The sequence below is a fragment of the Alsobacter metallidurans genome, from assembly GCF_014636935.1.
In the GTDB taxonomy this organism is placed as follows: Bacteria; Pseudomonadota; Alphaproteobacteria; order Rhizobiales; family Beijerinckiaceae; genus Alsobacter; species Alsobacter metallidurans.
Window position 1 is genome coordinate 1,776,265 of sequence record NZ_BMES01000001.1, and the last position, 24,677, is coordinate 1,800,941.

Genomic DNA, 24,677 nt, shown 5'->3' on the forward strand with positions numbered 1-24,677 from the left:
GGTAACGAGAGGCCATATTCCGAGTGCGGACCGACGCGCTTCAAGTACTTGAAATCCTTCAGGATGCGCCAGTGCGCCAGTTCGTTTTCAACTGGCGCAAACGAACTGAAGCAGACCCAGTGCGCCAGTGCGCCAGTCCCTCTTATAGAGAGGACTGGTGCAACTGGAGCGGCGCACGAGCAACTGGCGCGTTTCAGGAACTGGCGCAGGCCATCGCAAAGGACAACATGTCCAATGGCCTTTCACGCGCTCATACCTCACCAGTCCACAACTCTCGGAGTGCTTCCATGAAGGGGCGGCCACTTAGTAAGGCGCAGATCGCATGGCGTACATCGGAGCGCTTCAAATCCTTAGGTCGGAGAATGTCGACCGAGAACTTGGCAGAGATGCGAACACGGCCACGCTGCGGGGCCGCTCGGAAGAGAGACGGAGAGCCGTGCTGTAAGCCGGTTCTCAAAGGACGAGAGCGCTGCCGGTTTCATGGAGGTCGGACGCCGAAGGGCGATGCTTGGCATCAAAGGCAGTGGCCGGCTTCCGGCCGGCCGGACGCGACCACAAAGATGCACGCCAAGCTTGCTGACCAGGAACGCGCCGCCAAAGCTAAACGGAAGCGTCTTCGTCAGATGAGCGATGAGCAGCGCCAGGCACACGAGCAATGGCAGAAGAACCACCGGTCAGGTTCTGCCGCAGTTCGCGCCCGCAGACGGGCGGAGATCGAACAGAACAGGGCGGCGCGGAAAACACTGGAATGCGCTGGGCAGAGCCAGCCAAGCGCTGAACTGCAGCAAATTGCCGAGGCGATCCGTCGGGCAGAAGCCGAAATCCGACGTCGCGATAACGAGCGTCGGATCGCAGCAGGAGAGGGGATTTTTGGATGACCGAGCGCAAGTCAGATGATGTTCGCCGCACGGTGCTTGAGCGTCTGCGCAGCGAAGGAGTTGAGCAGGCCTACCAGACGGCGCTCGAGATCTGCCGCAGCCCGAATGCCCCCGCGCCGGCGAAAGCGACAGCAGTCACGGCGCTATTTCGCGCAGGTGGCTTCTTCGATCGGGGCGCCGACGCCACCGATCAGAAAGAGCCGCATGAAATGGACGGCAATGAGCTCCGGGTTGCTGCCGAAAGGGCGATGCGCCAGCTGCAGGCACATGACCAGCCCGACGCAAACGAGGTCCAGGAAGACGTTGGCCTGTTCGGGTAAGGGCCCTCACGCGTTCTGGCATTCTTTCACCAGCCTCGACAGAGTCGCCAGACTGAGACCCGCGTGATGGCTCTTAGCGATCGAAGCTGAGATAGCCCTGAGAGGCGTTCCGCTCGTTCTGAGGCGCAGCACCTCGGCGATAACGGCCTGTTCCTCTGGGACAGGCTCCAGAGCCCCCTCTGGCGTCACCCGGAAGCCGTAAGGGGTTTTTCCGCCTAGATAGCGCCCGCGGGCGCGCTGGTCCATTTTCGAAGTCGTGACGCGCTCCCGGATGCGATCGCGTTCGGCCTCGGCAAAGGCTGCTGCAATAGTGAGAAACAGCCTACTAAGGCCATTGCCTGCGATGTCACCACCAAGATCGATAAGGTGGAGTTTCACACCGCGAGCTCTTAGCTGCTCAACGACCTGCAGGGCATCGAGCGCGGATCGGAACATTCGATCAAGCTTCGCTGCGATCAGCACGTCACCTTTTTTCAAACGACGGAACAGGCCGCCGCCTGCAGGCCTCTCATTTACCGGAACGCTGCCAGACACGCCCTCCTCGACAACCACATCGTCGATGCTGAGGCCGTGCATCATCGCGTAGCCTTCAATCTGGCGGCGCTGAACGTCCAGGCTCTCGCCCTCGCTGACCTGTCTGCCGGTGGAGACCCTGGTGTAAGCGTAGACGGCCATTGAGCATCTCCTGTTCGCTTGTTCGCTTGCGTCTCTCATCTTTACTCTTGTCTGGTTGCTTTAGCAAGCGAACAAAACTGCAGGATTTCTGTGCCGTTGGTAGCCAGGATCGGGTTTTTGCGCGGTGCATTGTTGCCGTAGGTTTCCAGAGCGCGCTTCGCTCGGACCTTGAGGCTCTGACACGATGTGAACATGGACATCACCTCCAGCTCATCCAGACATTCGGAAACGCAATCGATGTCGTTGGCGCGCACAGCATGCGCCAGCATCGAGGTGATACGAAAGAAAAATTCTGTCTCGCTTGCGATGTTCATTTCATCTCTCACCAAATAAGCGTCTGACGCGTAATGCTGAACATGCAGTCTTGTGTCCGGCAAGCGTATAATTCGCACCGCACATACGACTGACAAGTAGTTCATTTATCGCTCAGATAATGAGCGCTTAGCCAGTTTGTACTTCGATGTCGTTCGGCTGTCCGGCTATTGTCGTCCGACAGATTGCAACGAGACCTCGGTATTCGGCCTCCAGCATTGGCCGCGTCACCCCCTGCCCGGGTAGTCCCAGCCACGCGGCGAAGACGCCGCCGGCCTTCAGAAGAAATTCAGGTGGTGCTGGAACTTTGCCCCTTTGCGGCCGCCAAGTTGGTGCGCTGGAGAGCACGTTTTCACCCTGTTGTTTCGCACTTGACCTTGGCCGACGATCCACCATCGACAGGTTGGAGCAGGCTCAATGGCCAGCAGTGCAGAACAGGTTCCACCCGCGCCTACGTCAGATCGGGCGCTCTCGGTGCTTCGTGACCTCGAGCAGGCGGCCACCGGCCAGCATGTGGCCTGGTGCCTTAGCGGAGCGCTAGACACGCTGAGGAAGCTTGAGCAATACCCGCAGATCAGCCGTGAGGAACGCCATTCGCTGCTGTTCGCATCGGGCCGGGCATTCGAAGCCGCGGCCGCGCTTCCCCCTGGGCTGATCTTCGACGAGGATCTCCACGCCGGCTTCGCCGCGCTGGCCGGACTGGTGTGCCTGTGGGCCGAGGATGCCCAAGCAAGGGCGCTACGACCCAATCACGTCCGCCTTGACCTCTTCGCTCGCGCGCGGATCTTTCAGAACCACGCCCACAATGCGTCGCTGACCGAGGAAATTGCGGAACGCGCCTTTGAGCAGGCCCGCCACCACTCCCTTCGTCATCAGCTGAGGCTTGTTCACGATCGGGAGGCGAAGTGACGCTTGATCCGATCCACATCGACCAGCGCTTGGCAGACATCACGATTGCGTTCCAGTGCGCTGCCCGAGGTCAAAACACGATCGTCAACGCGGTCATTGGTCTGCGCGGGCTTATTGAGGCCGCTACCCAGTTTCCAGGTGTCGCCTCTGTCGAAGTCATCACCACAGCCGATCAGTGGATGAACGAGGCGATGCACGCCGTCATCCAAGCGGTAGACGACAGGTTGACCTGGGAAGACTGTGCAACCTCGTTTGGGGCCGCCAGGGGCATATTGGCCCTGTTCGGATCGCAGGATCTGCTTCCTGGCGAGCTGCGCTGCGACCAGATCGACACTGCTGCAATCCTTGCCGCGCGTCTCGAAATCATCGCGCGTCGGCGGGCAATTAGCACCCGCGGCAACGTTCTGGTGCGCTGTGCAGCAATCACCGTAGCGAGCGCGATCGTGCGCATGCCGAACACTCCCGTGCATTGAGGTTCAATCATGGCCAGCATTCGTCGCAATCCATACGTTCCCGACCCCCACATCGCGAAGGGGCTGGAGAACATCGCGTCGATGTTCGCGCCGCCGAGCGCCCAGGACCTCGCCGCGGGTGCGGCCACCCAGGCCAAGCAGGCCGAGGCCGCGCGCCAGGCCGAGGCGTGGAAGGTCTACAACGACCCGAACACGGCGCCGGAGGTTCGAGAGCGCGTCGGCATCGCTGGGCAGTTCTTCAACCCGTCGCAGAGCTTCACGGCCGTCGGCATGAACAACGCGACACAGCGCTACGGCTACGATCGGACCTACCAAGCCTCGACCGAGAACAACGTCCGGGACAATAGCCGCGCGCTGCAGACGAACGCTGCCGACAATGAACGGGCGGTCACGACGTCGATGCTGCAGCCGGTGGCCGCCGGCGCAACCCGCTTCGTGCCGCCGGACGTGGCGAGCATGTTCAAGGTAGATCCGACGCAGATCGGCGTCATCGAAACCAAGCCCGGCGAGACAGCGACGCTGCCGGATGGCCGGACCATCGCGGGAACGCCCGTCCCGCTGACGACCGATCAGATTGTCGCCGCCACGCTGGCCGAGCAGCCGATGGCCGATCGTCGAGCCGTTGCGATGAAGGACATCAAGCCGACCGAGATCATGCGGGATGGCCGGCGCGTCTACGCCAACGCTGCGGACGCGGCGGGCAACGAAGTCCCGGTTGACCCGACCAAGGAGACGCTCACGAACGCTGTCGACGCGAACGGCCGAGTGCTCGGCGCTGCGGTAAACCGCAACGGCCAGCTGGTGGAGCCGACTACCGGCAAGCCGTACCCGGCCGGAACCGGCGTCGCCTCTCTCAGCGTCCAGGCGCAGACGCCGGGCGGCCTTGGGTCCAAGTCGACCGAGGATCAGCGCAAGGCGGCCTACGCGTACCGAATGACCAACGAGGCCACGAGCAGCATCCTGGCGGGGTTCGACGCGCCAGACGGCGCCGGACTCCCGACCAAGGGAGACGAGGCCCTGCGCGGCCTTGCGTCCGTCTCCCCGGTGTTCGCCAAGGGCATGGTGCAGAACCAGATGTCCCCGCAGGGCCAGAACTTCCTGCAGGACGTCAAAACGGCGCTGCCGATGCAGCTCCTGACGCAGTCTGGCATGGGCGTCACGGAAGGCGAGTACGACCGCAAGATGCAGGAGCTTGTCCCGATTAGGGGCGAAGACCCGGGCGTCACGGCCAAGAAGCGCCGCCAGTTCGCCGCCTATCGCGAGGCCATCAAGCGCATGGCGGGGCCGGCGCTGGAGGAGGACGAGCGCGCCAATGCGCCGGTCTCTAGCCAAGCCGGCGCCGCGGGCGCGCCTGGCGCGGTGGTGTCTGTCCAGACTCCGGAGGAGGCCAACAAGCTGCCACCCGGCACCCGTTTTCGCCGCCCTGACGGGAAGGAGTTCATCCGATGACCGATGACGCTTGGAGCAGCTTCACGCCCGCACCGGCCGCCGACCCTTGGGCGAGCTTCACGCCGGCACCGCCGGCCACGGTCGCGCCGAAAGCCAACGTCGCGGTAGACATGGCCAAGAGCTTCGGCACGGGCGCGGCGCTGCGTCAGCCCGCGTCCGTGATCGGCGCCCCGCGCGACGTCGCTGGCCTCATCACGGGGCCGGCGATGGATGGCGTGTTGAGCGTGGGAAATCAGATCCGGTCATTGCTCGGCCTTGAGCCCACCGTTCCGACCCCAGCGCAGCGCGAGGGCATGCGCCGCATTGGCCGCGCCATGACGCCCAACATGGGCCTAGGCGGATCGGCCGACGTTCAAAAGACCATCGAGGACAACGTGACGGGCGAATGGCACAAGCCGCAGACCACCGCCGGCCAGTATGCCCAGACGCTCGGCGACTTTACCGGCCCGGGCGCCATCCCGGCCCGCGCGGCGCGCGCTGCGCCGACCGCCGGCGCGTTCCTGCGCAACATGGCGGCCGAGCTCACCGGCAACGTCGTAGCGCCAGCGCTCCTGTCCGAAACGGCCGGCCAGCTGACGCACGGCACGTCCGCGGAGCCTTGGGCGCGCGTCCTTGGCGCCGCTGCGGGCAATGTCGGGACCGCGGCCATGCGATCGGCCTACGCTCCCGAGAACGTCGTGAGGCGCGCAACGGGCGATATGACGGACGCTCAGTGGCAGCGGGCGCGCGAGCTCGCCGCCAATCCGCACGGTGTGCGCCTCACCGGCCCTGAAGCCATCGCCCAGGCCACCGGTGGAGCGAGCGGCCTCCCGAACGTCCAGCGCGTGGTTGAGGGCAGTGTCGACGGCCGCGCCAGGTCCGGCCCGTTCTTCGCCGCTCGGCCCGGACAGGTCGACGACGCTGTCGGCCAGTGGCTCAATAGCATCGCCCCGCAGAGCTCGAACCCGTCGCAGCTGGGCCCTAAGGCGGCCTCGGCCGCCGGCCGTGCTATCGAGCAGACGACCGAGGGCCAGGCCCTCATTGACGCGGTACTCGGCACAGGCCCCCGCACGACGCCGATGCAGGCCGGCGCCGAGATCCAAGCGCCGCTGCGCCAGATTTTCGACCGTCGCAGCGGCATGCGCGACGCGATCGGCGACGCCGAATACACGGCTGCCCGCGCCGCCGAGCCGCGCATGCCCGTGGCCGACATCCAGCCCGAGACGGTGCGCTCCGAACGCCCCGTCTATTCGATCCGTCCCACGGCGGCGGACGAGGCGGCCAGAACGTCGGCCGGCATGGCGCCGGTTCGCACTGACACGCCGCCGCAGCCTGTGGCCATGGAAAGCCTCACCGGGCCGTCGGCCATTCAGGTCGACCCGCGGCCGTTCATGCGCCATATCGACGAAGCTCTTGTCCACGAGAAGGGGCCGACGGCCGACGCTCTGTCCGAGATCCGGCAGAGCGTGATGGGCCCGAATGGCGTCGACACCAGCGTCACGGGTCTCGACAACCTACGCGGCGCCATGAACGCCCGCATTGCGGCCGCCAAGCAGGTTGGTGACGGTCACACCGCAGAGAAGGTCCTGCTTGCGCAGAAGGAGCTCGACCGCGTCCTCGAGAGCGTCCCGGAATACGCGCGAGCGCGGACAGGCTTTCAGGCCGGCAGCGCACCGCTGGAGCCGTTCGAGAACCCCGCTGTGTCCCGCCTGATCGAGCGCGACGCCTACGACCGCAACTTCACCACCACGCCGGAGAACGTTCCGGCGACGCTGGAGGCCGGCGGGCCGACGGCCGCCCGCGCCTTCAACGAGGTCGCGCCGGCCAACGCCCGCGTGGCCTACGAGAACTACCTGTCGACGAAGATCATGGACTCGGTGACGGACGCCAATGGCGTTGTGAACCCGGATCGCCTGGCGCTGGCGCTGCGCGATAACCAGGACCTCTTGTCGCAGTACCCGGCCGTCGCCGAGCGCCTGGCCGCAGTGCCGCGAGCCGACGCCGGTTTGGCAGGCGTGCGCGCCGGCCCCCTCGGGCAGGTTTCCCGGGCAACGACCACGCAGGAGGCCGGCGCGACGATCCTGCCGCACAACCCGATGTCGGGATCCGGGCCGGAGACGGCCGACGCCGTTGCGCGCCTCCTGGCGCAAGACGCGGACGCAACGCGCGGCGTCGTGCGCCAAAACCTCGCCGACCGCTACGGCCGTGCGGCGACGGACACGATGGAAGGCAACCGCGAGTTCGCCGGGGCCAAGTTCCGCAACGACGTGGCCGGCAGCGATCCCCGGCGCGAGGTCCTGGACGCCGTCCTAAATGGCATCCCGGGCGGCCCGGCGGCGAGCAGCACCGACGCGCTGCTCGAGGTGCTCCAGGCGACCGGCCGTCGCAAGCCGATCGGTTCGGCAACCGAGTTCAATCGCAGCCTCAACGCCGAGCTCGGCGACGGCTCGCTTGGTGCGCAGAGTGCGCTGGCGCTGCGTTCACTCGGAACGTCTCTGATCACGAACGCGGCCGACGCTGCGCGGCGCGCCACGATGCGGCGGAGCATAGGCACATTGGCCGACATGTTCCTGGACCAGAACTCCGTCGACCTGATCCGGGCCGCCGCGGCGCGCGGCGCGCCGGTGAACTACGGCGAGGCGATCGCCCGAACGGGCGGCCAGATCGCGCAAATGTTCGAAGCACGCTGACAAGGGTCACGATCATGCAGCCGCTATTACAAGCACTCGCCGAGGCCCTGCCAAACGCGCGACTCGTGGGACAAGGGGCCGCCCAGCCCAGCACGGCCTCGACTGCCTCCCCCAACACGTCGGGGGATACCCTCGCCGCATCGGGCGACGACATCGACGTGGCGGTGCCCGCCGGCGGGCTGACTGAGCCGCCAATCGAGCGTCGCTGATGTCTCAGTGGCACGAACAGCCGGAGCGGCGGCCGGTAACGCTTGCCGGCCCAGGAGAGATTTTGTCCTGGTGGCGTGTATCCGATCGAGCGGGAACGGCTAGGCCGGTTTCCGGCTGTCGGTGGCCGGAAGGATGCGATGCTGAGTGCAGACCCGGTAAATCGTACTGCCACGAGCACCACCGTGTCAGCGTGCAGCGCGCGGCAGAAGGCATCGCTTCGGCCGCAGGAGTGCCTCGTTAATAGTTTGCTTCCAGAATTGCGCAGTGCGAGACTGTTCCTGCTTCGTTCTGGTGCAATTCGATGGCAATGACGACGTCTATTGAGTGGACCGACACCACGTGGAACCCGGTGACTGGCTGTACGAAGATCAGCCCGGGTTGTGATCGCTGCTACGCCGAACGTTTTTCAGAACGGTTTCGGGGGGTGGCCGGTAACCACTTTGAGCAGGGTTTCGACCTGACGTTGCGACCCGAACGCCTCGAACAGCCGCTTCACTGGCGGCAACCACGAATGGTGTTCGTGAATTCGATGTCTGACCTCTTCCACAAGGACATTCCAGACGATTACATTGATCGAGTATTCGGCACCATGGAGAGGGCATGGTGGCATACGTTCCAGGTTCTCACCAAACGATCATCGCTTCTTCGTGACTATCTCAAGCGCCGCTACCGCGACAGACTGTGCCCCCGGAACATATGGCTCGGCGTCTCGGTCGAAGATAGCGCCCGACTTTCGAGAGTTAGTCACTTGCAAGACGCGCCGGCCAGCGTTCGTTTTCTCTCGGTCGAGCCGCTCTTAGCACCGTTGGGCGCCGTTGATCTTACGAACATCCATTGGGTCATCGTAGGTGGGGAGAGCGGCCCCGGCGCGCGGCCCTTGGATCCGGTCTGGGTTCGCGGGATCAGAGATCAATGCCTCGACGCTGGCGTGGCGTTTTTCTTCAAGCAATGGGGTGGTTTTCGGCCGAAAACCGGCGGGCGATCACTAGACGGAAGGGAATGGAGCGAGTTTCCTACGATCGAACCAGAAACATACCGAGATGCAGCTGAATGAACGACGATCTGGCCGTTGTTGGGCCTTGGGCCGCCGAGAAGCTCGGCGACCTTCGCGAGTATCTTGAGTTTTACACGAAGGTTCTCAAGAACCAGCATACATGGTGCCAAGCAACAATTTTCGTAGATGCTTTCGCTGGTGCCGGGCGGGCACGCATCCGAACAAAAGAACGCAGCAACAGCGACGATCTAAATCTATTCCATGAGTTCGAGAGTGTGTCCGACACGGATGAAATCCAATATCTTAATGGATCTCCACGGGTCGCGTTGTCGATAAGCAACCCGTTCTCCCGCTATATCTTCATCGAAAGAGATCCAGATCGTGTTTCGAAATTAAATGAACTCTGCGAAGAATTCGGTTTGACCCGAACTATGACCGTTCGTAGTGGGGATGCTAACGCAGAGCTTCTATCGATCGCGCAATCAGGGACCAATTGGCGTGTAACTCGGGCGGTTGCTTTTTTAGACCCATTTGGCATGCACGTCCCTTGGGAGACTATCGTTGCCTTGGCGAAGACCCAGGCTGTCGAGGTGATTATCAACTTCCCGCTTGGAATGGCTATCCAGCGTCTTATTCCAAGATCGGGTGATCTGACTCCAGCAAGACGGGAGGCACTGGACTCGTTTTTCGGCACACCGGATTGGTGGGATCAGGCTTATGAAACCAATTCCGATCTGTTCGGGCCGAAAACGATCAAGCTCCGCGACTCTGGTAAACGCCTGCTTGGCTGGTATCGAGAGCGGCTCCGGGCCGCATTTGGTCATGTCTCGGCGGCCCGGCTGATTAGAAATACGCGCGGCGGACACCTGTACTACCTGATTTGGGCGGGGCCGCATCCTTTGGGCCTAAAGGGCGCGAACGCCATTCTGAATAAAGGCGATCGGGTGAAGCTCTAAGACGTCCGCCACACCTGACACTCTGAGAAGGGCAATGAACATCGTTTCGCTGCCAATCCCAGACGCGCGAAGTTGCAGAAACAGAGAAGCTGAAGCGGAACGACTCGCTGCGCTCAAGGTTGAGTTCGCCAGTTGCGGCGTATCGAGTTGGGGAGGGCCAGGATGGCTCCTCGTGCGAATTGGAAGGGCTATCTCAAGCTCTCCCTGGTGTCTTGCGCTGTGGCGCTCTATCCGGCCTCTAGCTCCTCCTCCCGGGTTTCGTTCAACACCCTGAACCGTCAGACCGGCAACAAGGTGAAGCGCATCTACGTCGACCCGGATACGGGCGAGGAGGTGACGAGCGACGACCAAGTCAAGGGCTACGCCGTCGCCAAGAACTCCTATGTGACGATCGACGACGCGGACCTGGACGCGATCAAAATCGAGAGCTCGCACACGGTCGACATTGAGAAGTTCGTGCCGCGCTCCGAGATCGACCCCCGCTACATGGATGCGCCTTATTACATCGCTCCCGATGACCGCGTGGCTCAGGAGGCGTTCGCCGTGATCCGGGAGGCCATGCGCGAGGGCGGCATGGTGGCGCTGGCCCGGGTCGTGATCGCCCGGCGCGAGCGGATCATCATGATCGAGCCGTGGGGGAAGGGGCTACTCGGAACCGTGCTGCGGTACGGCTACGAGGTTCGAGACGCCGCGGCTTACTTCGAAGACATTCCGGACATGCCGATCCCGGCCGACATGAAGGACCTTGCGCACGTGATTGTGGAGCGCAAGGCCGGCCATTGGGATCCGGCCGAGTTCGAGGACCGCTACGAGACGGCTGTAGTCGAGATGCTGAAATCCAAGCAGGCTGGAGCCGTTGTAGCCGACGCGCCGACGGCGCCGCGGCCGAGCAACGTCGTTAATCTCATGGATGCGCTCCGACGAAGCATCGAGACCGAAAAGGCGGCATTGGCCGCCGCGGAGCCCAAGCCGCTTGCTGGGTCCAAAAAGCCGAAAGCGACTAAGAACGCAGAAGCTGTGACGCCGCCCGAGCCGAAGAAGGCCAAGGGCGGCTCACGAAAGCGGGGCTGAACAAGAACGCCGTGCTGCTTACTGCAGCGCCGGCCTAGCGAGGCTGTCGAGCGCCGGCCTCAGCCTCGCGATCTTCTGCCCTGGGGTTAGGTTCGCCCAGCCTGATCGATCAACTTCCCCGCCGAAACGCCTAACCTGTTCTGAGATCAGGTCGAGCATTTCAGCTGCCGGAAGGTCGGCTTCCTGAGCTTCTTTGAGGATCTCGTAGGGGCAACGCATCGCGACCGGCCCTCTCTGAGGATCACTGAGCAGACAACAATCAAGCCAAGGAGGCAAGCTGGGTTATCTCGATCGTTGACCGTAGCGGTGGACCAGCGGACGTCGCTACAATGCAGATATGTGCAATCTCTACAGCATGACCAAGAACCAGGCCGCGATCCTGGAGCTCACCCGGGCGATGCGCGACAGCACGGGTAATCTTCCGAGTTTGCCGGGGGTCTTCCCTGACCAGATGGCCCCGGTGGTGCGCAACGCGCCGGACGGCGTGCGCGATCTGGCGATGCTGCGCTGGGGTATGCCGTGCCCGCCGGCCTATGGCGGCCAGCCCGTGACAAACATCCGGAACACCAAAAGCCCGCACTGGCGCGCCTGGCTGAAACCGGCCAACCGCTGTTTGGTCCCGTTCACGTCATTCTGCGAATACGAGGACACCAAGCCGCGGAAGACGCCGACTTGGTTCGCCTTGGACGAGAGCCGACCGCTGGCTTTCTTCGCCGGGATCTGGACGGGCTGGCATGGCGTGCGGGGCACCAAGGCCAATCCCATCGAGGGGCGGCACGAGCTGTTCGGGTTTTTGACCACGGATGCCAACGCCGAGGTCGGAGCCGTCCACCCGAAGGCCATGCCGGCGATCTTGACCACGTCGGAAGAGTGGGAAGCCTGGCTAAATGCGCCGGCCGAGGAGGCGCTACGCCTCCAGCGGCCTTTGCCAGACAACAACCTCGTGGTTGTCGCTCGGGGGCTGCGGGAGGATGCACTCCCGGTGACGAGCCCTTAAGCTTCCGCCGATGCCTCGTCTGCGACGGGACTTCAGAGTCAGACTCCATGGGTATGTAGACGCTTGCCTCAGCTACGTCAGCGATCGCACGCTGGACAGCGGCCGTCGTCAGGTGTTTGGCAGAAATGTCACGCCCACGAACGCCTTACTCCAGTGTCGCTGTTGGGAGGAACAAGGCCCGCATACTTCAGTTGAGATCCGAACGAGCGTCGGAGAACACCAATGGCCAAACTCGAAATCCAAATCTCTGCGGCGCCCGACCACGCAACGCTTAGTTTCCAGGCCGAGGGTTCAACGCTAGCGATCCAACTCGATGCAACTGACCTCGATCAACTGATCTACAAGCTTGCAAAGGCCCGGGCGCACCTCGCCGACGGCGTACCTTTGCAACTCGAGCCAGTCGCGATTATTGAGGCCGTTGCAGACCCAAATTGGCGCGTCAACAGGCCGATCGAGGGCGGCTTTCGCCCATTGCTTTTGCGCCATCCGGGATTTGGCTGGATCGGGTACGCGCTGTCGCAGCAGTCTGCCGCAGCGTTGGTGGAGCAGCTTACAGACGAGCCAGAAGAGCTGCGAGAAGCGGTCCCGACCACTCCAAAGCGGCATTTTGCTGAACGCCCGCCGAGAGGCGCGTCCCGACCAATTCAAGCGCAAAAGACAGCGCGAAGGCATAACGAAGCGCAGCAAGAAATGCGGCTGAGCCACGTAGGGCGAAATGAGCCAAAATAATCCAGCCCTTTGTCACGGCAAATGCCTCGGGCTGGGATTAATCGAAGATGAACAGCGCGGCCATTTTAAGTTCAGGCAGCAGATGTAGGGTGCGCCCTTGATAGGAGGGTCCCATGGCTACATTCAAGATTGGACTCGTTTCTCGGGATTTCCTCTACGGCGATTGTTTCGTTGAATTCGTCGCCGAGGTGGATGGAATAACGTTTTACGACGCCTGCCAGAGGCACGCCGATACAGATGCAGCTTTCCGCGAGAGCTTCGACCAAAACTCGATGATGTGCCGTGGACACAGGCTCGTTTCACTGGATCATTATGCTCGCGAGAAGCTCAAGGCCCCCTTGTAGAACGTTGTTGATCACCTGAAGCCGCATTCGATTTGGACGGCAGGGCGGTTTGCTGGACGTGCCGACCCCGTTCGCGCGAAAGCGGTCCGGATCTGTGTCAATACGGTCAAAAGCAGCTGGCATTGGATGTGCGGTGAACCGGGGAGCCCCTATCCGATGGGCGACAGATGTCCTCGAACGACCCGCCCCAGCCATCAAACCGTACAATCCGGAGTCTACAGATGCAGCATATGACGTTAGAGACGCTGGAAAAAACCGGAAACGGGGCTCCCGGCTCGCTCGCGGCGAACGCAACCCATCTGGTAATCATCGACGACCGCATCCTGATGCGCGACTGCTTGGTTCGCTGCCTGCAGGCTATGGATCCGGCTCTGGTGATTTATCCCTTCAGTTCGCTTCGCGCTTGGCAGGATGCCGGCCTGCAGATCGGAGAACCTCCGCTTGTAATGGCGTTCCGCAGCAGCCGCAAAACGGCGGATGAAGAAATGCAACGCGACATCGCGGCTCTCGCGAAAGTCGACAACCCGCCGTCGATGGTGGTGGTGTCCGACGCGGAGGATTTCGAGTCGATCCTCGGCGCGCTCGAACTGGGCGCTCGCGGCTACATCCCGACCAGCGTCACCCTTGAGGTTGCGTTTGGCGCTCTTGGTCTGGTGAAAGCTGGCGGCGTTTTTGTACCTGCGTCCAGCGTGGTGCAGCAGCGCCCAGCCACTTATTCGCCCGCTCGCACTGAAGCGCCGGAGTTGCCATTCACCAGCCGCCAAGTCGCCGTTGCCAAAGCGCTCCGGGAGGGTAAGGCAAACAAGATTATCGCATATGAACTCAACATGTGTGAGAGCACAGTGAAGGTGCATGTCCGCAACATTATGAAGAAGCTTAAGGCCCGAAATCGCACTGAGGTGGCGTACAAAATTAGCACATTGTACTCGCACGCGCAGCTTTGAGCAGCTGCAAACGCCAAGCGGCCGAGAACAGATCCTGCGATCGCCGGAGCAATCGGCACAACGGAACGGCCATCGTCTTAAGGTGGCGTTAACCGACTCCGCCAACGTTGCGCCTGCAGGCGATCGACCGCGGCCTGCGACTTGACCCCTTTCGCTTCGGCGGAAGGGGTTCATCTCGCGCTCAAGAACCTGGTCGTGATTGCCTGAGATCCAGCCGGATTGACTCTTGCTCTCCTCCCTGATGTTCTCTTTTCGTTCTAACGAAAAGAGCTACTCGATGCCGACGTCGGACCCGCCGCCCGCAGCGCCAACCTACCCCACCGACGCCGATGTGGACGCGCTCTTGGCGGAGTTTGACGGCGACGCCCGGGCCGCGATCAAATCGCTGCTCGAGGATTTGGCAACGCTGGCCGACGATCGCGAGGCAAGCGTCTCGGCTGGCTTTGTCCGCGGCCGCCAGATCCGGATCGTGGGGCGGCCGTGAGGACACGGCGGAGCGCATTGTCGGGAGCAGAGGCGAGCGAGCTTCTCCGGGCGGTGGAGGAGTGCCGCTCGGCGGCTGTCCGGGCGATCACACGCGCTCCGATCGGCTCTGAAGGCGCTATCGCCTGCCGCGAGTTGCTGACCGTCCTGGACAACCTCGCTGGCGCCCTGACCGGCGACCACCGGCGGTTTTGGTCCAAGCCGCACTATACGCCCGAGGGCGGTGGAGGTCGGCCGGTCGGGGACTGAGCAGAGAGGAGAGCGACGATGAGACAGACTAAGGAGCGTTCCCAGTCCGAGGCCGCTAGCAAGCGCGTGACCTACTACGTCGCGCTGCCTTTCACTCGCGACGAGGAAGGCGAACTGGCCGCCGGCGAGGCCGCCGAGTTCCAGAGTCCGGGCGCCGCAACGCAAGCTGCGAATGCGCTGGCGAAGAAGCACGGAGGAGCGGTGGCGTTTTCCCGGTCGGGCGACCCCTCGGTCGGCGAGTTCGACGACGCCGTCGTTCTGCTGAGTGTCGGAGATGTGCCGACCGATTTGGAGAGCTTCACGGGTTAATTGGTCAGACTAGCCCGTCGCAACCTCCAGCTCGCCGGATCTGCACAATACACCAACCGTCGGCCGTGTTGCTCGCGCGGTCGTTCACAGCCTCGACCTGAACGCGACAGGTGGCGTCGGCGCCGACAGTAGGAACTCCATAAGAGCCCGGAAGAACGGTTGTTCTCGGCGCGCCAGCGAAAACGAACACTCGGGAGCCGCTCAGGTCATACTTGTCCACCGGCGTCAGCATCGTCGCGCTGATGAAGTCCGCAACCGTGCGGCCGAGGTAACCGTCCCACCGCGCTTGCTCCTGCTGCATCTGCTCCTGAGCGGTCACACATCCAGAAAGGGCGGTTGCCATAGCCACCACAACGAATACTCGAGCCATAACGGATCTCCATCCTACTGCAGTGTGGCTGAGGGCGGGCTTTTGAGGAGAGGGAGCTCGGGGAGGAGTAGGTTCGGAGCAGTCCGGCGAATTGTATCGGCGACGAAGGATGGCGCCAGGTGGGCGTAATGCTTTTCGGCCATCCTGGTATCAGAGTGACCGAGAGCCTCGGCGACGACAATAAGCGGCGCGCCGGCCCGCACCATTGCGCTGGCGTAGGAGTGCCTCAGCTCGTGCAGGGTGAGATTGTCCAAGCCGGCCCGCTGCAGGGCTTCCTTGAAGCTCCTTTGGTATGTGGCCGGTTTCCAGCGTTCGCCCGCGATCCGGGATAGCAGGGGATCCTCGCCGGCCTTGCCACGGGCGAGCCTCGCAAACAGTGTTGCTCCACCTGGTGTGAGTGGCACGTGGCGCGCTTTCCCGCTCTTGCTCTCCGCAATGAAGATCGTACCGTTTGTGGGATCGAAATCTCGAGCACTCAGCCGAGCGAGCTCACCGAACCGAGCGCCCGTCATCAGCGCGGCCGCAATGAGGTCTCGCAGCGGGCCCTCGACGCTGTCGAGCAATCGCTGCTGTTCGTTGATGTCCAGGAACCGAACCCGTGCCGCTGTCGTGCCTCGGAAGGGTTTGGTGAGCCGCCAGGCGCTGTCGTCGTCTACGAGACGGTGGTCCCGAGCCCAATTGAGCGCTGCCTTTAGAAGGGTCAGAGTCCTATTCGCCGTGTCGCGCCGCCGGCGCAGGCCGTCGCTATCCCCAGCAGCGATCTCCCGAATGTTCTGTTTCGCCGCGCCCTTGGCTGTCCGCAGCCGCTTGGCCGATTTCGCCATCTCGTTGCGCCAGCGTGTGAGCCGATCGAGCGTCAGCTCTGTTACCATCAGGCCACCGAGCTTGGGCGAAATGTGCGTGCGAAATCGAGATCTTGCATCGTAGACCGACTTCATTCCCTCCGCTTCGCGAGCCTCGATGTAACGCTCGACAACGCCGCCGACGGTGAGGGTAGGGGAGACCTTTACACCGCCTGCACGGATTGCCTTGGCCCAGGAGCGCGCACGATCGCGCGCCTGATCAGCGGACAAGATCTCCGCGCCATCCGCAGCCGCCACATCGTCGGCCCGACCTAAGCGGGTCTGGATCCGTTTGCCGTCCGGGTCACGCGTGGCGGCGAGCCAAGCTCCGCCTCCTCCTCGCGTGCCGCGGCCCCGTCTGTAACCAAGTCTCACTCCCGGGCTGATGACCTCCCATTCGGGTGTGTCAGACAGCGGCAGAGTTGACCGGCTCGTGCGCGTCGAAAGGGAGCTGCGGCGGTGGGCCATCTGACGCTTTCGTTGTCGAATTCGTTGACTTCCACGTCAGGAGACACGGTGATACGATATGCGTCAAGATGTTGTTTTCTCGTGATCTCACAACGGATCAGAGGGTCTCAGGTGGTCGCAGATTACGCCCTTTCACGGCGAAAACACGGGTTCGAGTCCCGTTGGGCGCGCCACCTCAATGCTAAAGCATTGAGGTGCATCATCTTCTCGCAAAGTCAGCGGCTTAGCTCGGCGCATTGCTACACTTGCGTGCTACACGGGCATGGGCAAAACGGGCCGTATGTCGTATCTGCAGCGGCGCGCTGGCCGTTACGAGTATCGCTATCGCCTACCCGAGGACCTAGCGGGCGAGCCTGCGCCTCTTCACCTACCGGCACCTCTGGCGCTGCTGGTAAACGGGCGCAACGGCCGGTTCAAGGCGGAATTGGTTCGTTCGTGCGAGCAGCGCGATTGCTGACACCCTGGAGGCCAAAGGTCATCAGCATCCATTGGAAGAGACGAGGCGTTTGAGAGCAATCAAGCGATGCCGTAACGCCGAATTCTACCAAGTATCGCACGCTTTCACCGCAGAGATCGCGCCCTGCAGCTGAGCTTACGATATCCAGAGCGTTCCGGTTCAACTCAGATTTGAGGACTGCTCGTGACCGGGATCAAGAGCGAGTGGGGGTGGCCTGCATAAAGGCCCAGGTCTCGTCGAACGAGACAACGCCGGCCTGGGAGCCCAGACCCGTGGCGTTGAGCGCCGAGGTCGCTTGGGCGAAGCGGACTGAGGTTTCCGGGTCGAAGCCCCTGCAGAAGGCCACCGCCATTCCGGCGTTGAAGGCGTCGCCGCAGCCGCAGGTGCAGGTCACGTCGACCGCGAAGGCAGGCATGGCGAAGCAGGCGCCGTCGGCGGCGTGATAGTAGGCGCCGCCGTCGCCCAGCGTCAAAATGCAGCAGGCCACACCTAGGTCGAGGAACACCCGGGCCATGTCGGCCAGGTCGGTCAGCCCCGTTAGCGCCTGCGCTTCCTCGAGCGAGGGCATGAAACAGTCCGTATGCGGCAGCACGGCGCTGATCTTGGCCATGTCCTCGGACGAACCCGCAAACACGTCGACGGTGGTGAAAGCGCCCGACCTCTTGGCCAGGCGCAAGAGCTCGGCGTTGCGGCCCTGGTCCATGCGGTCCATCTGGCCGACGCCGCCGAGATGCACGACACGCGCGGCCGCAACGGTCGCCAGCATGTCGTCGGCCACGAAGAAGTCGCGCGTCGCGCCTTTCATGTGCAGCGCGGGTCGCGAGCCATCGGCCCGCGTGGTGACGATCGACGACGAGGTGCGCCCGCCGGAGATCTGCTGCATGCCGGCTATGTCGACGCCGAAATGGCGCAGGCGCTCCAGCACCCAACTCCCCATCAGGTCCTCGCCGACGCCGCCGACCGCCAGGGTGCGCAGGCCCATCTTGGACGCCGCGATCGCGGCCGTTCCCGCCGCGCCCGAGACCGCGAGCGTGAAGTCGTCGAGAAAGGCGGTTCCGCCCCCTTCGGGCACGTGGGTGAACGGCCAGCCCAGGCAGTCGAAGGTGTAGAAGCCAATCGACGAATAGTCGTACGCCATGGCCGATCTCAATCCGTCTCGATCTCGTCGAGGAAGCTTGAGCCGATCTCCGGCGCATCGACCGCAAAGATTTCGGCGATCGTGGCCGCAATGTCGGCGAGCGTGCCGCGCATGAAGATGCCCTTGGGCCGGATGGTCGGGCTCCAGACGAGCAGCGGCGTGAACTCACGGGTGTGCTTGTCGTGGCCGATGGTGGGGTCGTTGCCGTGGTCGCCGGTGATGATCAACAGGTCGCGCGGCCCGAGCATCCCCATCATGCGGCCGATGCCCTCGTCGGCCATGATCAAGCAATCGGCATAGCGCCTTGCGCTCTGGTCGTGGCCGGCGAGGTCGGTCTCCTGGATGTTGACGGCGATGAGCCCGCACTTGACGCGGCCGAGCGACGCATAGGTGGCCTCGATCACCGGCCTGGTCAGAACGTGCGGCTCCTTGTGGGCGCCCTCACAGGTAATGACGTCGGCGACCTTGCCGATCAGCTCGACCGTGTAGCCGGCCTTCTGCAGAATGGTTGGCACCTGAACGTCCGGGCGGTTGCCACGGGTGAGGTGGCGCACGACGTAGTTGCTGGTGTAGAGGCCGAGCGCGACGTTGTTGACGCCGCTCTGGCCAGTGGGGCGCAGCTCAACGCAGTTCCGGATATCCGCGGCGCGGAAGCCGTACCCACCCATTGCGACCACGCGGCGCACCCGCGCGACCGAGCGCAGGATCTCGCCGACGGCCAAGATCGCCTCATAAGGTTGGTCGTCCAGCGAGCCGACGCAGTGATAGGTCTGCAGCGGGTCGCTCTCGAGGTTGTCGCCCACCACCATCATGCTGTCGACGAACAGGGCCGGCAGCCCCTCGCTGGCCGGCTCGACCGAATGGCCAGCCGCGCGCAGAGCCGCGGCGACGTCGTCGCGCACCGCCGAGAACAGCTCCTCGGGCGTGTCGGGCACGGGCGAGCCCATCAGCACCTGGTGGCCGAGATAGGTGTCGGCGCCCTTGTAGCCCAGGCCGTTGACGCTGTGCACGGAGATCGGCGCAGGATCGACGCGCAGGCCGGCGTTCGGCGCGACGGTGCCAAGGCCCAGGCGCTCGAGATTTGGCAGGGACAGCCCTCCCACCGCCCGCACGACATGGCCCAGCGTGTCGGATCCCACGTCGTTGGGACGTACGAGGTGGACATCGGGCATTGCGCCGACGCCAAGCGCGTCCAGCACGATCAGCAGCACCCGATCGAAGGGGCGCGAGCCAGGCGAGGTCGAGGGTGTCGGCATGGGCAAGGCGGCCTCGCTATGAGCCGGGATCAGGATGGAGTCCCAGCCTCCGGCGGCAGAAGATGGATGGCGCGGGCGACGAAGGCCAGCCCCACGGGCTCGCCCTCGGCAATGCGCCGGTGGCGCGCCAGGGCGGTCTCGATGACGGTGACCTGCGTCGACCCAACCCGCACGCGGTACTCGGTGCGGTCGCCGAGATATTCGATCATCTCCACCGTGCCGGTGGGCATGCCGGGGCCGGGCTCGACCAGTTGCAGCGCCTCCGGCCGGGCGAGGACGAGCACGTCGGGGCCGGGCGCGCCGGGGACGGCTGGCTGCTCCAGACGATGCCCGAGCGTCTCGACCGTGACGGCGTCAGCCCCGCGAGCCACGATCCGACCCGGCAGGGCGTTCACCTTGCCGACGAAGCCGGCGACGAACAGGGTCGCGGGCCGTGCGTAGATCGCCTCTGGCGCGTCGACCTGTTCGACCCGACCGGCGCGCATCACGGCGATACGGTCGGACAGGCTCATGGCCTCGTCCTGATCATGGGTGACGTAGAGCGCCGTCGTGCCGAGGCTCTTTTGCAGGCGCCGCAACTCGGCGCGCACCTGCACGCGCAGCTTGGCGTCGAGATTGGAGAGCGGCTCGTCGAACAGCAGCAGGTCGGGCTTCATCACCAGAGCGCGGGCGACGGCGACGCGCTGCTGCTGGCCGCCGGAGAGCTGGCCAGGCAGGCGCGGCCCGAACTCGGACAGGCCCACCGCTTCCAAGGCGTGGGCGACGTCAGCGCGCACCTGCCGGTCTGGTTCGCGGCGCAGGCGCAGCGAATAGGCGACATTCTCGAAGACGCTCATGTGCGGGAACAGGGCGTAGTTCTGGAACACCAGCCCGATGCGGCGCTGGTGCGCTGGCAGGCGGGCGATGGAGCGCCCGTCAAGCAGGATCTCGCCGGCCTCGAAATCCTCCAGCCCGGCCAGGGTGCGCAGCACCGAGGTCTTGCCGCAGCCCGACGGGCCGAGCAGCGTCACGAACTCGCCGGGCGCGAGCGTCAGGTTGAAGTCGCGAACCGCGGGGACGGAACGCCCGCGCGACATCGCGTAGGACTTGTCCAGCCGGCTGATGCGCAATTCTTTGGCCGGTGTGGTGTGGGCAGTGGTCATGTCGGGGCCTTACCGTGCTTCACGCCAGTCGCGGCCGAGCAGATGCGGGACGCCGTGCACGACGAGCAGCACCATCACGACCACCATGAGGCTGAGCGCCGCCGCCTCGCCGACGTCGCCCCGGTCCATCTGCGAAAGGATGGTGGGCGTGACGAGCGACCAGTGCGGCGAGACGACGAAAATGACCGCGCTCAGCGTCGTGACGCTGCGGGTGAACGAAAACACCATGCCGGCCAGCAGCGCCGGGCGCACGAGCGGCACGAGCACGCGCCACAGCGTCTGGCCGCCGGTGGCGCCCATGGTTGTGGACGCTTCATCGAGCGAGCGGTGAAGCTGGTCCAGCGCCGCGACACCCGAACGGATGCCGTAGGGCAGCGAACGCACCGAGAAGGCGATGACGATAATCGCGGCGGTGCCGGTCAACACGATCGGCGGGCCGCTGAACGCGAGCGCGAAACCGAGGCCGATCACCGTGCCGGGGATGGCCAGCGGCAGGTTGGCGACGAAATCCAGCCATGAACGGCCAGGCAGCTCCGTGCGGGCGACGAAGTAGGCGATCAGCAGGCCCAGCACCACCGACACGGCCGAGGACACGACAGCCAGGGTGAAGGTGTCGAGCAGCGCGCCGCGCGACTTGGTCAGGGCGGCGACGAGGTGCTTGCCAGTGATCGTGTAGTTGATGCCGAAGAGCTGCGTGGTCGCGCCGGCGATGATGGTCATGTACTGCAGCACGATCACCAGCGAGACCAGCCCGACGAAGGCAAGCGCCGCCGCCCTCGCGCCACGGTGGCGGACGAGGCGGTGCCGGCTGGACCCCTTGGCTCCCACCGTGGCGAAGGCCGTGCGCGCCGACAGCTGCTTGTGAGCAAAGAACATCAGCACGGCCGGAAGGGTCAGCAGCAGCGCCAGGCAGGCGCCCTGCGGGATGTCATAGAGGCCGATGATGCTCTGGTAGATCTGCGACGACATCACCGGAAAATCGCCGCCCAGCAGCAGCGGATTGCCGAGGTCGGCGAAAGAGTAGCTGAATAGGAGCAGCACCGAGCCGGCCAGCCCCGGCATCAGCAGCCGCAAGCTCACGGTGCGCAGAACCTGCCAGGCGTTTGCGCCCAGGGTGGACGCGGCCTCTTCCAGCGAAGCGTCCAGGCCGCGGAAGAGGTTGAGCATCAGGAGGTAAGCGAAGGGAAAATAGGAAATCAGTTGCGCCAGCACGAGGCCGCGGAAGCCGTAGAGCGCGGTGGTCTGGATTCCCAGCAGCTCGTGGGTGACGAGCCCCCGGCGGCCGTAGAGGAGGATCAGGCCGAGCGCCATCAGGATGGGCGGCGAGATAGTGGGAAGCAGCGCCAGGAAATGCCACATCCCCTTCAGGGGGATCGCCACACGCGTCATCGCATAGGCGAATGCGGTGGCGATCACAGTGCCGAGCACAGCCACCACGGCTCCGAGCAGCAGCGTGTTCCAGAAGACCTTGCGGCTGAACGGGTCGGCGACGAGCTTGCCGAGCACCGCCAATGTCGGCTTGCCGTCCACCATCACGGCGCGGGAGAAGAGCTCGGCTACCGGATAGGCCACGAACAGCAGCACGAACGCGGCGAGGACGGGGTAGAGCAGCAGCAGCCCCCAACCCCGTCCGATTTTCTCCTGCGCTCCGCCGGGAAGCGCGACGGCGTCGGCCATGTGCTTACTTCCTGCCCGCCAGGATCTCGTTCTGGAAGCGGGTGATGATCTCCTGCCGCGTCGCAGAGGCGCCCGCCCAGGCGAAGTCGAAATCGATCAGCTTGGCGTTTTGCCACGGCTTCACGAGGTCATGCACCTTTGCTTTCGGATTGGTTGGCACGTCGTAGTATTCGGATGCGGCGAGCAGCTCGATCGAGGCGGGGCTCACTGCCCAGTCGAGGAACTGCTTGGCCGCGTCAGCCTCCGGCGCGCCCTTCAGCAACACCGCGCAGAACAGGTCGTAGCCCGTGCCCTCCTGCGGCAGGGACATCTCGATAGGGAAGCCCTTGCTGATGCTGCCGAGGATGTCGTGCGCGAAGAGGATGCCGATGCCGACCTCGCCTCGCCCCACAAGCTGCGTAGGCCCGATGCCGGATCGGGTGTATTGCGCCACGTTGGCGTCGAATCGCTTGAGATAGGCCCAGCCTTTCTCCTGGCCCATGACCTGCAGCACGGTGGTTACGAAGGTGTAGCCGGTGCCCGAGGTCGCCGGGCTGCCCAAGCAGATTTGCCCGGTGAATTCGGGCCTGAGCAGGTCTTCCCAGCTTTGCGGGGCCTTGAGCTTCTTTTCGGCGAGGAATGTCTTGTTGCAGGCAAAGCCGATGAAATCGACGTCCGTGCCTGTCCAGAACCCGTCAGGGTCGCGGTACTTGGCGGGGATATCGTCTGATCCGTTCGGCCTGTAGGGCTGCAGCAGGCCATCGGCCTTGAGCGTCATCATCGAAGGCAGACCGATGCCATAAAGCACGCTGGCTTGAGGCGCGTTGCGTTCGGCGCGGATGCGGTTGATGGCCTCCCCGGCCGAGAGCCGGAGCACCGTGGGCTTGCCGCCCGAGATCTTCTCGAACGCTTCCGCCAAGGCCGTGCAGGTGGCCTCCGGCGGGCCCATGTACAGCGTCAGCTTCTTGCCGGCTTGAGCGAACGCGCGCGGGGCGAGCAGCGCGGCCGTGGCGCCAGCCATGGCGCCTGTGAAGTACCTTCGCGTCAGCTTGATCACGTTGCTCTCTCCCTACGAACATTTGTTTTGTTGCGTCGATGATTGTACACGTACATGGCTGAGTCAAGAACGAGCGGGCGCCGTCATCTCCTCCGATCATTCAGACGCCCCGCGTCCGGACTTGCTGCCGGCTGTTGAACTCGTGCGCGTTTGCGGCGGATGGCAGAATCGACCCTGCGACGGCTACTTTCGTGGCCGATTGCAAGCTAAGGTGACGGCAGGAACGGCCAATGCCTGAGGCTCATTCGCACGGTCGACGCACGCGGGTCGCGGCCGCGCGGTCGCGAAATCAAGGAAGGTGGCATGGCCAATTTTGATCGGCCCGAACGACCGGCGCGAGAGGCGAACGGCGCCCCTCGCGGCAGCGCTGATCTGAAGGTCAAGGCGGCCTGGCTCTACTACGTCGAGGGTCTCACCCAGGAACAAGTCGCGCGGCATCTCAACGTCAGCCGGCTCAAAGTCCTGCGCATGCTTGCGGCCTGTAACGATGAAGGCGTCGTCCGCATCTCGATCGAGGGTGAGACAGCGTCCCAGGTTGCACTCGAACGCAGCCTTGAGGCGCAGTTCGACCTGGACGAAGTCATCGTCGTGCCAAGTCCGACAGACCCGTTAGCCACGCCGAAGATGATCGGCCATGCGGCCGCGGAATATATCAGCGGCGCGATTTACGACGGCGTCACGGTTGGGGTTGGCTGGGGCGCGACGCTGCACCAGTCGCTTGGTTCGCTGGCCCGCCGCACGACCAGCGACGTGGCCGTGGTGTCGCTCCTCGGCGGGCTGGTGCGGTCGCAGTGGATCAATCCGTCCTTCTTCGCCTGGCGGATGGCCGAGGCGTTCGGGGCCGAGAGCTTCGCGCTGACTGCGCCCGTTTATCTGTCCGATCCAGCGCTGCGCCAACGCCTCTGGCAGGAGCCGCAGCTGCGGGCTCTCCTCGAGCGCGCGAAGGCGATGGACTTGGCCTTCGTAGGGGTCGGGGGGATCTCGGAAAGCTCGACGGTGTTCCAGCACGGAATCCTTCCGCAATCCGACATTGCGTCGTTGAAGCGCGCTGGAGCCGTCGCCGACGTCTTGTGCCAGTTCGTCAACGCCGAGGGCCAACTGGTCGACCATCCTGTGAACCGCCAGGTGATGGCGATCGACCTCGATGTGCTCAAGGCGACGCCCAAGGTCGTGCTCGTGGCCGGCGGGCAAGACAAGCTCGCCGCCATCCAGGCGGCGCTTCGGGCTACCGGGGCCAAGGTCTTGATCACGGACGCGAGCACCGCAATGGGCTTGATCAAGCAAAACCAGGCGGCTGCCACCGCCTGACCGCCGCCGCAA

Annotated in this window: 25 protein-coding genes and 1 pseudogene; 18 read left to right on the plus strand and 8 right to left on the minus strand. The window is 64.1% G+C overall.

Annotation, left to right across the window (positions count from 1 at the left end):
• Positions 1-386 precede the first annotated feature (386 nt).
• The 3 genes and pseudogenes from IEV99_RS23855 to IEV99_RS08170 all read left to right on the plus strand — a co-directional run.
• Positions 387-479 (plus strand): annotated as a pseudogene (locus tag IEV99_RS23855) (HGGxSTG domain-containing protein); the annotation flags it as partial.
• Between the two features lie 81 nt (positions 480-560).
• Positions 561-878: a hypothetical protein gene (locus IEV99_RS08165; RefSeq protein WP_188517163.1), complete on the plus strand. Its 318-nt coding sequence runs from the start codon at positions 561-563 to the stop codon at positions 876-878.
• A complete protein-coding gene (locus tag IEV99_RS08170; protein WP_188517164.1) occupies positions 875-1,198 on the plus strand; it encodes a hypothetical protein in 324 nt (107 codons plus the stop codon). The genes IEV99_RS08165 and IEV99_RS08170 overlap by 4 nt, the downstream gene beginning before the upstream one ends.
• Before the next feature lie 6 nt (positions 1,199-1,204).
• On the opposite strand, the gene IEV99_RS08175 is transcribed toward IEV99_RS08170, so the two are convergent.
• Both IEV99_RS08175 and IEV99_RS08180 read right to left on the minus strand, forming a co-directional pair.
• Positions 1,205-1,873 carry a recombinase family protein gene (locus tag IEV99_RS08175; protein ID WP_188517165.1) on the minus strand — a complete coding sequence of 223 codons (669 nt, stop codon included), beginning with the start codon at positions 1,871-1,873 and terminating at the stop codon, positions 1,205-1,207.
• 41 nt (positions 1,874-1,914) lie between these two features.
• Positions 1,915-2,187: a hypothetical protein gene (locus tag IEV99_RS08180; RefSeq protein WP_188517166.1), complete on the minus strand. Its 273-nt coding sequence runs from the start codon at positions 2,185-2,187 to the stop codon at positions 1,915-1,917.
• A 415-nt stretch (positions 2,188-2,602) separates the two neighbouring features.
• Between IEV99_RS08180 and IEV99_RS08185 the strand changes: the two genes are divergently transcribed.
• From IEV99_RS08185 to IEV99_RS08250, 14 genes are all read left to right on the plus strand, one after another.
• Positions 2,603-3,094, plus strand: coding sequence for a hypothetical protein (locus IEV99_RS08185; protein WP_188517167.1), 492 nt, complete (start codon positions 2,603-2,605; stop codon positions 3,092-3,094).
• Positions 3,091-3,567: a hypothetical protein gene (locus IEV99_RS08190; protein ID WP_188517168.1), complete on the plus strand. Its 477-nt coding sequence runs from the start codon at positions 3,091-3,093 to the stop codon at positions 3,565-3,567. The genes IEV99_RS08185 and IEV99_RS08190 overlap by 4 nt, the downstream gene beginning before the upstream one ends.
• A gap of 9 nt (positions 3,568-3,576) precedes the next feature.
• Positions 3,577-5,016, plus strand: a complete 1,440-nt coding sequence (locus IEV99_RS08195) for a hypothetical protein (protein WP_188517169.1) — start codon at positions 3,577-3,579, stop codon at positions 5,014-5,016.
• Positions 5,013-7,685, plus strand: coding sequence for a hypothetical protein (locus IEV99_RS08200; RefSeq protein WP_188517170.1), 2,673 nt, complete (start codon positions 5,013-5,015; stop codon positions 7,683-7,685). Before IEV99_RS08195 ends, IEV99_RS08200 begins: the two co-directional genes overlap by 4 nt.
• 511 nt (positions 7,686-8,196) lie before the next feature.
• Entirely contained in the window at positions 8,197-8,949 is a 753-nt protein-coding gene (locus IEV99_RS08205; protein WP_188517171.1) for a DUF5131 family protein, read from the plus strand.
• Positions 8,946-9,845, plus strand: coding sequence for a three-Cys-motif partner protein TcmP (locus IEV99_RS08210; RefSeq protein ID WP_188517172.1), 900 nt, complete (start codon positions 8,946-8,948; stop codon positions 9,843-9,845). The genes IEV99_RS08205 and IEV99_RS08210 overlap by 4 nt, the downstream gene beginning before the upstream one ends.
• A gap of 162 nt (positions 9,846-10,007) precedes the next feature.
• On the plus strand, positions 10,008-10,916 hold the full coding sequence (ku, locus tag IEV99_RS08215; protein WP_188517173.1) for a non-homologous end joining protein Ku: 909 nt from the start codon (positions 10,008-10,010) through the stop codon (positions 10,914-10,916).
• Positions 10,917-11,253: 337 nt separating this feature from the next.
• On the plus strand, positions 11,254-11,913 hold the full coding sequence (locus IEV99_RS08220) for an SOS response-associated peptidase (protein WP_188517174.1): 660 nt from the start codon (positions 11,254-11,256) through the stop codon (positions 11,911-11,913).
• 222 nt (positions 11,914-12,135) lie between these two features.
• On the plus strand, positions 12,136-12,642 hold the full coding sequence (locus IEV99_RS08225; RefSeq protein ID WP_188517175.1) for a hypothetical protein: 507 nt from the start codon (positions 12,136-12,138) through the stop codon (positions 12,640-12,642).
• Between the two features lie 113 nt (positions 12,643-12,755).
• A complete protein-coding gene (locus tag IEV99_RS08230; protein ID WP_188517176.1) occupies positions 12,756-12,986 on the plus strand; it encodes a hypothetical protein in 231 nt (76 codons plus the stop codon).
• 221 nt (positions 12,987-13,207) lie between these two features.
• The gene (locus IEV99_RS08235) at positions 13,208-13,930 is read left to right on the plus strand and encodes a response regulator transcription factor (protein ID WP_244643678.1); all 723 of its coding nucleotides are present in this window, start codon (positions 13,208-13,210) and stop codon (positions 13,928-13,930) included.
• A gap of 226 nt (positions 13,931-14,156) precedes the next feature.
• Positions 14,157-14,414, plus strand: a complete 258-nt coding sequence (locus IEV99_RS08240; RefSeq protein WP_188517177.1) for a hypothetical protein — start codon at positions 14,157-14,159, stop codon at positions 14,412-14,414.
• A gap of 17 nt (positions 14,415-14,431) precedes the next feature.
• Complete coding sequence (locus tag IEV99_RS08245) at positions 14,432-14,662, plus strand: hypothetical protein (protein ID WP_188517178.1); 231 nt, start codon at positions 14,432-14,434, stop codon at positions 14,660-14,662.
• Between the two features lie 18 nt (positions 14,663-14,680).
• On the plus strand, positions 14,681-14,971 hold the full coding sequence (locus tag IEV99_RS08250) for a hypothetical protein (protein ID WP_188517179.1): 291 nt from the start codon (positions 14,681-14,683) through the stop codon (positions 14,969-14,971).
• 384 nt (positions 14,972-15,355) lie between these two features.
• On the opposite strand, the gene IEV99_RS08255 is transcribed toward IEV99_RS08250, so the two are convergent.
• The 6 genes from IEV99_RS08255 to IEV99_RS08280 all read right to left on the minus strand — a co-directional run bounded on the left by IEV99_RS08255 (position 15,356) and on the right by IEV99_RS08280 (position 23,357).
• Entirely contained in the window at positions 15,356-16,414 is a 1,059-nt protein-coding gene (locus tag IEV99_RS08255) for a tyrosine-type recombinase/integrase (protein ID WP_244643679.1), read from the minus strand.
• Between the two features lie 887 nt (positions 16,415-17,301).
• Positions 17,302-18,246 carry a carbohydrate kinase family protein gene (locus IEV99_RS08260; protein WP_188517181.1) on the minus strand — a complete coding sequence of 315 codons (945 nt, stop codon included), beginning with the start codon at positions 18,244-18,246 and terminating at the stop codon, positions 17,302-17,304.
• Between the two features lie 8 nt (positions 18,247-18,254).
• Positions 18,255-19,502 (minus strand): phosphopentomutase, encoded by a 1,248-nt coding sequence (locus tag IEV99_RS08265; RefSeq protein ID WP_188517182.1) that lies wholly within the window; start codon positions 19,500-19,502, stop codon positions 18,255-18,257.
• Between the two features lie 29 nt (positions 19,503-19,531).
• Positions 19,532-20,644, minus strand: a complete 1,113-nt coding sequence (locus tag IEV99_RS08270) for an ABC transporter ATP-binding protein (protein WP_188517183.1) — start codon at positions 20,642-20,644, stop codon at positions 19,532-19,534.
• A 9-nt stretch (positions 20,645-20,653) separates the two neighbouring features.
• On the minus strand, positions 20,654-22,321 hold the full coding sequence (locus IEV99_RS08275) for an ABC transporter permease (protein WP_188517184.1): 1,668 nt from the start codon (positions 22,319-22,321) through the stop codon (positions 20,654-20,656).
• Between the two features lie 4 nt (positions 22,322-22,325).
• A complete protein-coding gene (locus tag IEV99_RS08280; RefSeq protein ID WP_188517185.1) occupies positions 22,326-23,357 on the minus strand; it encodes an ABC transporter substrate-binding protein in 1,032 nt (343 codons plus the stop codon).
• Between the two features lie 303 nt (positions 23,358-23,660).
• Here IEV99_RS08280 and IEV99_RS08285 point away from each other — a divergent pair, with 303 nt between their 5' ends.
• Positions 23,661-24,665, plus strand: a complete 1,005-nt coding sequence (locus IEV99_RS08285) for a sugar-binding transcriptional regulator (RefSeq protein WP_188517186.1) — start codon at positions 23,661-23,663, stop codon at positions 24,663-24,665.
• The last annotated feature ends 12 nt before the right edge of the window (positions 24,666-24,677 follow it).